The organism is Microbacterium sp. K27, assembly GCF_004794435.1.
GTDB classification, from domain to species: Bacteria; Actinomycetota; Actinomycetes; order Actinomycetales; family Microbacteriaceae; genus Microbacterium; species Microbacterium maritypicum_A.
Genome location: NZ_SSDK01000040.1, coordinates 233,472 through 239,823, shown reverse-complemented (window position 1 = coordinate 239,823; position 6,352 = coordinate 233,472). Strand labels below are relative to the sequence as shown.

The 6,352-nt window shown below is 68.3% G+C and carries 5 protein-coding genes; 4 read left to right on the top strand and 1 reads right to left on the bottom strand.

Annotated elements, in window-relative coordinates:
* Positions 1 to 9 precede the first annotated feature (9 nt).
* Positions 10 to 705, bottom strand: coding sequence for a FadR/GntR family transcriptional regulator (locus DW307_RS10885; protein ID WP_021199489.1), 696 nt, complete (start codon positions 703 to 705; stop codon positions 10 to 12).
* A 159-nt stretch (positions 706 to 864) separates the two neighbouring features.
* Here DW307_RS10885 and DW307_RS10880 point away from each other — a divergent pair, with 159 nt between their 5' ends.
* The 4 genes from DW307_RS10880 (at position 865) to DW307_RS10865 (ending at position 6,342) form a co-directional block, all read left to right on the top strand.
* Positions 865 to 2,463, top strand: coding sequence for an ABC transporter substrate-binding protein (locus DW307_RS10880; protein WP_021199490.1), 1,599 nt, complete (start codon positions 865 to 867; stop codon positions 2,461 to 2,463).
* 72 nt (positions 2,464 to 2,535) lie between these two features.
* Positions 2,536 to 3,492, top strand: a complete 957-nt coding sequence (locus DW307_RS10875; protein WP_021199491.1) for an ABC transporter permease — start codon at positions 2,536 to 2,538, stop codon at positions 3,490 to 3,492.
* Position 3,493: 1 nt separating this feature from the next.
* Positions 3,494 to 5,545: a dipeptide/oligopeptide/nickel ABC transporter permease/ATP-binding protein gene (locus DW307_RS10870; RefSeq protein WP_136024718.1), complete on the top strand. Its 2,052-nt coding sequence runs from the start codon at positions 3,494 to 3,496 to the stop codon at positions 5,543 to 5,545.
* A complete protein-coding gene (locus DW307_RS10865) occupies positions 5,542 to 6,342 on the top strand; it encodes an ABC transporter ATP-binding protein (RefSeq protein ID WP_021199493.1) in 801 nt (266 codons plus the stop codon). Before DW307_RS10870 ends, DW307_RS10865 begins: the two co-directional genes overlap by 4 nt.
* Positions 6,343 to 6,352 lie beyond the last annotated feature (10 nt).

The window sequence follows — 6,352 nt, the reverse complement described above, 5'->3', positions numbered from 1 at the left end:
GCGGCGACCTCAGCCCTGGGATTCCTCCGCCGCGCTCGCGAGCACACGCTGCAGCGGCTGATAGTGCTCGATGACGGCCTGCCGATAGCGTTCGACATCACCCGAACGTGCGGCGTCGAGCATGTCGCCGTGCGCCTTCGCCGTCTTGTGGATGTCGTCGGGCTGAGGGATGCCCAGCTGGGGGAGCACGGCCGTGTGCACATCCCAGAAGGCGCCGACCAGCTGACCGACCAGGCGGTTGCCGATCGCGCCGAAGAGGCGGGTGTGGAACGCGCGGTCCTCGTCGAGGAAGTGCTCCCCGCGCTCAGCCTTGGCGACCATGTCGGCCACCAGGGCGTCGAGCTCGGGGTCGGGGTCGTCCTGAGCGGCGGCCACCACGCGTTCGGCCATCGACAGATCCAGCGCCAGGCGCACTTCGACGACCTCCCGCAGCGCCTGCAGGGATCCCTCCGGCGACAGCACCCCGCGGAACACGAGGGCTTCCACCATCGGGTCCAGCGACATCGGTCCGACATACGTGCCGTGGCCGTGACGCACATCGACGATGTCGAGGGTCGAGAGCGTGCGGATCGCCTCGCGCACGGAGGATCGCGAGACGTCGAGCTCCTCGCAGAGCTCCGCCTCGGTCGGCAGCGGGTCGCCCGGCGTGAGCCCCCGGGTCAGGATGAGCTGCTTGATCTGATCCGCCGTGGTCGAGCGCCGCATGCGTGACGCCCTACTCGTGGTGGACTTCATGGGGCTCCCTCTCGTGCCTGGCAGAAACGCTCCGATCATCTCACTCTTGTGATCTGATCGAACCTGTGTTTAGAGTACATCAGACATCAGATGTCCTCAAGATGTTCCCCCCACCACCCTGGAGCACACATGAACCGACACATCACCCGCCGCCGCGCGGGTCGATTCGCGATGGCGGTCGCCGGCACAGTCGCCGCGTCCGTCGCCCTCGCCGGCTGCGGCGCGGGCACCACCAGCACTCCCGACGAGAGCGCAGCCGCGAGCGAGATCGACCCCGACGGCATCATCGAAGCGGGCATCTCGTACACGCTGAACGGCAGCTTCGACCCGATGGTCGCGTCGGGCGCCGTCACGGTCTCGGCGAACTGGCACATCTTCGAGGGGCTGGTCGACCTCGACCCCGTCACCCAGAAATCTGCCCCCGCCCTCGCCGCCGACCTCCCGACGAAGATCGACGACACGACCTACGAGATCGACCTCCGCGAAGGCGCCACCTTCCAGAACGGCGATCCGGTCACCGCCGACGACGTGGTCTTCAGCTACGACCGCGTGCTCGACCCGAACAACAACTCGCTCTTCCTGTCGTTCGTCGACTTCATCGACACCGTCACCGCGGTCGACGACGACACCGTGCGGATCACCACCGACTACCCGTTCTCGCTGATCAACGACCGCCTCGGTGTCGTCAAGATCGTCCCGAAGTCGGTCGTCGAAGCCGACCCCGAGGGCTTCGCCACCAACCCCGTCGGTTCCGGTCCGTACTCGCTGGTGTCGGCCGTTCCCGAGGACAAGCTCGTCTTCGAGCGCTACGACGACTACAACGGGCCGCGCCCCGCGCTCGCCGCCGGCATGAACTGGAACCTGCTCTCCGACGCCTCCGCTCGCGTCACCGCGATGTCCACGGGCACCGTGCAGGCGATCGAGGACGTGCCGTACATCGACGTCGACGCGCTCGCCTCCTCGGCCGACGTCGACAGCGTGCAGTCGTTCGGCCTGCTGTTCATGATGTTCAACACCAAGGCGGCGCCGTTCGACGACGTCCGCGTGCGCCAGGCCCTGCACTACGCCCTCGACATGGACAAGATCATCGGCACCGGCATGCTCGGCAACGCCACGCCCGCGACCTCGTTCCTGCCCGAGACCTACCCGAACTACCACGAGGCCTCCACGGTCTACACCTACGACCCCGAGAAGGCGAAGGAACTGCTCGCCGACGCGGGCGTCTCCGACCTGTCCATCACCCTGCTCACCACCGACACCGGATGGGTCAAGGAGGTCGCCCCGCTGATCAAGGAGTCCCTCGACGCGATCGGCATCGACACGACGCTCGACATCGGGCAGTCCGCGTCGATGTACGAGAAGGTCGACTCCGGCGACTACACGGTGGCCGTGGCCCCCGGTGACCCCTCGGTCTTCGGCGTCGACCCCGACCTGCTCATGAACTGGTGGTACGGCGAGAACGTCTGGACCCAGACCCGCACCAACTGGGCCGACTCTCCCGAGTACGCCCAGCTGCGCACGCTCCTCGACACCGCCGTCCAGCAGGAGGGCGAGGAGCAGCAGAAGACCTGGGACGAGGCCTACGACCTGCTCTCCGACCAGGCCGTGCTCTACCCGCTGTTCCACCGCAAGCTGCCGACCGCATGGAGCAGCCAGGAGCTGGTCGGATTCCAGCCCGTCCCCACCACCGGACTGTCGTTCCTCGACGTCGGCGTGGCGGCGAAGTAGCCCGCACCAGGGGGCGCGCTCACCCGACGAGTGCGCCCCCTGTCTCTCCCATACCCCCGGAAGGAGCGGCACGTGTCCCACACGCTCCGCCTCATCGGCCGGCGACTGCTGCAGCTGCCGCTGATGATCCTCGGCATCACGTTCCTCGTGTTCTTCGTGATGTCGTTCTCCCCCGTAGACCCGGCGCGCACCGCGCTCGGCGAGACGGCGTCGCCCGAAGCCCTCGAGGCGTACCGCGAGGACCACGGCCTCGACCTCCCGCTGTTCGTCCGCTACGTGAACTTCCTGCTCGGACTCGTGCAGGGCGACCTCGGCACCTACTCCGCACGCAGTCTCCCGGTGATCGACGAGGTCGCCCGCGCCTTCCCGGTGACCCTGGCCCTCACCTTCCTCGGGCTCCTCATCGCGGTGATCGTCGCCTTCGTGATCGGCGTCCTCGCCGCCGTCTACCGCGACCGCTGGCCCGATCAGGTGATCCGCGTGTTCGGCGTCGCGGCGCTCTCCACGCCGTCGTTCTGGCTCGCCATCCTGCTCATCCAGGTCTTCACCCTCGGCCTGAACCTGCTGCCCGCCTCCGGGCCGCTCCCGGATTTCTGGAGCGACCCCGCCGGATGGCTCGCCCGCATGACCCTCCCCGCCATCGCGCTCGCCGTGCCGGTGATCGGTCAGCTCTCCCGCGTCGTGCGCACCTCGATGGTCGAGGAGCTCGACCGCGACTACGTGCGCACCGCCCTGGGCGCCGGCATCCCGCGAGTGATCGTCGTCGGTCGCAATGTGCTGCGCAACGCCCTGATCACCCCGGTCACCGTGCTCGGACTCCGCATCGGCTACCTGCTCGGCGGTGCGGTCGTGATCGAGATCATCTTCGCCATCCCGGGAATGGGAACGCTCATCCTCAACGGCGTCACCAACAACGAACCCAACCTCGTGCAGGGTGTGACGCTCGCCGTGGCGCTCGCCTTCGTCGTGATCAACATCATCGTCGACCTCCTGTACGTGCTCATCAATCCTCGAATCCGGGCGGTGTGACATGCGACGCAAACTCACGGAACGTCTCTCCGTTCCCGGTCTCCGCTGGGGCCGGCTGTCCCTCGGATCGATCATCTGCATCGCCGTGCTGGCGATCATCGGGCTGGCGGCGATCTTCGCACCGCTCATCGCGCCCTTCGACCCGCTGGCGTCCGGGACTCCGGTGCAGCCGCCGAGCGCGGAGCACTGGTTCGGCACCGACCGTCAGGGCCGCGACATCTTCTCCCGTCTCGTCTTCGGTGCCCGCTACTCGCTCGTGATCGGCATCGGCGCGACACTCGTCGCGCTGCTGGCTGCCTGCGTGCTCGGGACGATCGCCGCCACGGCCCCGAGGTGGATCTCCGAGACGCTCATGCGCGTCATGGACGTCGTGATGTCGTTCCCCGGCATCGCGCTCGCCGCCGTCTTCGTGGCGGTGTTCGGCAAGTCGCTCCCCGTGCTCGTGCTCACGATCGCGTTCCTCTATGTGCCGCAGCTCACCCGCATCGTCCGCGCCAACATCCTCGACCAGTACGGCGAGGACTACGTCTCGGCCGTGCGCGTGATGGGCGCGGGCACCCCGCGCATCATCGTCCGCCACGTGGCGCGCAACGCCATGGCCCCCGTGCTGGTGTTCGCGACCGTGCTCGTCGCCGACGCGATCGTGTTCGAGGCTTCGCTGTCGTTCCTGCAGGCCGGGGTTCCCGACCCCGAGCCGTCGTGGGGCAACGTGATCGCCGCCGGCCGCAATCTGCTGATGAGCGGCGCGTGGTGGGCGACCTTCTTCCCCGGCATCCTCATCATGCTCACGGTGCTGTGCCTCAACATCCTCTCGGAGGGGATGACCGATGCGATGGTGTCGCCGCGGGCACGCAAGATCACCGCGGATGCCGCGGGCACCGAGGAGTCCACGCACGAGCTCGAGGTCGCAGCGATCCCCGACGACACCCACGTGATCCCCACCGTCGACACGGCGGTGAACCTCTCCGTTCCGAGCGGGGTGCCCGACACCCTGGTGCCGCGCGCCGAGGCCGTTCCTCTCGCCGAGCGACTGGCCGAGCTCCGTCAGCGCGAGCTCTCGCGCACCGACCGCCTGGTGTACACGGCGGAGGAGAAGCCTCTGCTCGACGTGCAGGATCTGTGCATCTCGTTCCCCCGTCATGGCGACGTGGACGTGGTCGACCACGTCAGCTTCACGGTGCGCCCCGGCGAGACGATGTCGCTGGTGGGGGAGTCGGGCTGCGGCAAGTCGATCACCTCGCTCGCGATCATGGGCCTGCTCGATCCGAAAGCCGACATCCGCGGGCGCATCCTGTTCGACGGCGAGGACCTGCTGCAGATGGCACCCAAGGAGCGCAACGCGCTGCGCGGCCACGACATCGCGATGGTCTACCAGGACGCGCTGAGCTCCCTCAATCCGGCCATGCTCATCCGCTCCCAGATGAAGCAGCTCACGTCGCGCGGCGGCACCCGCACCGCCAGGGAGCTGCTGGAGCTCGTGGGTCTCGACCCCGAACGCACCCTCGCCTCGTACCCGCACGAGCTCTCGGGAGGCCAACGGCAGCGCGTGCTCATCGCCATGGCGCTCACCCGGAACCCGCGACTGGTGATCGCCGATGAGCCGACCACGGCCCTCGACGTCACGGTGCAGGCGCAGGTCGTCGACCTGCTCATGCGGTTGCAGAAGGAGCTCGGATTCGCGCTCCTGTTCGTCTCGCACGACCTCGCGCTCGTCGCCGAGCTCACGCACCGGATCACGGTGATGTACGCGGGCCAGGTCGTCGAGCAGGGCACGACCAGAGAGGTGCTGACCCAGCCGGTGCACGAGTACACGCAGGGGCTCCTCGGCGCGGTGCTCTCGATCGAGGCCGGTTCCGATCGTCTTCATCAGGTCTCGGGCGTCGTGCCGTCGCCGCGAGACTTCCCGACGGGCGACCGCTTCGCGCCGCGCTCCAGCGACCCCGCCCGGTACGCGGGCGTCGCCCCGGTGCGGCGGCACATCGCAGGAACCGAGCACTACTACTCCGCGCATCCCGACGATGCGCCCGTCGAGCCGATCGGAGCAGGACGATGAGCGAACCCGTCATCGAGCTCAAGGACGTGCACGTCCGCTACAAGACCCGTGCCTCCTCGCTCTTCCGGCCGCAGTACGTGGACGCGCTGGCGGGGGTCTCGCTCACCGTGAAGCGCGGGCAGACGCTCGGCATCGTCGGCGAGTCGGGGTCGGGCAAGTCGACCTCGGCCAAGGTGCTCATCGGCCTCGAGAAGCCCACGAGCGGGCAGGTCGTGTTCGGGGGAGAGCCGGTGCGATCCTTCACGCCCGCCGTGCGCAGACGACTCGGCCGCATCCTCTCCGTGGTGTTCCAGGATCCGGCGACCGCCCTGAACGCGCGGATGACGGTGCGCGATGCGCTGCTCGACCCGATGCAGGTGCACCGCCTCGGCAGCCCGTCGACCCGGAGCCGAAAGGTGCGCGACCTGATCGGTCTCGTCGGACTGCCGGCATCGGCCCTGGACGCCCTGCCCAGCCAGCTCTCGGGTGGCCAGCGCCAGCGTGTGGCGATCGCCAGGGCGCTCGTGCTCGACCCGCAGGTGATCGTCGCCGACGAGCCCACCTCGGCGCTCGACGTCTCGGTGCGCGCCCAGATCCTCAATCTGCTGACCGATCTGAAGGATCAACTCGGCCTCGGGATGGTGTTCATCTCCCACGACATCCAGACCGTCCGCTATCTCTCCGACGAGATCGCCGTGATGAACAAGGGGCGCGTCGTCGAGTTCGGCGATGCGGCCCGCGTGTTCGACGCGCCCTCCGACGAGTACACCAGAACGCTGCTGGGCGCTGCGCCCTCGCTGCTCGAACCCCACCACTGAAACGACCGGA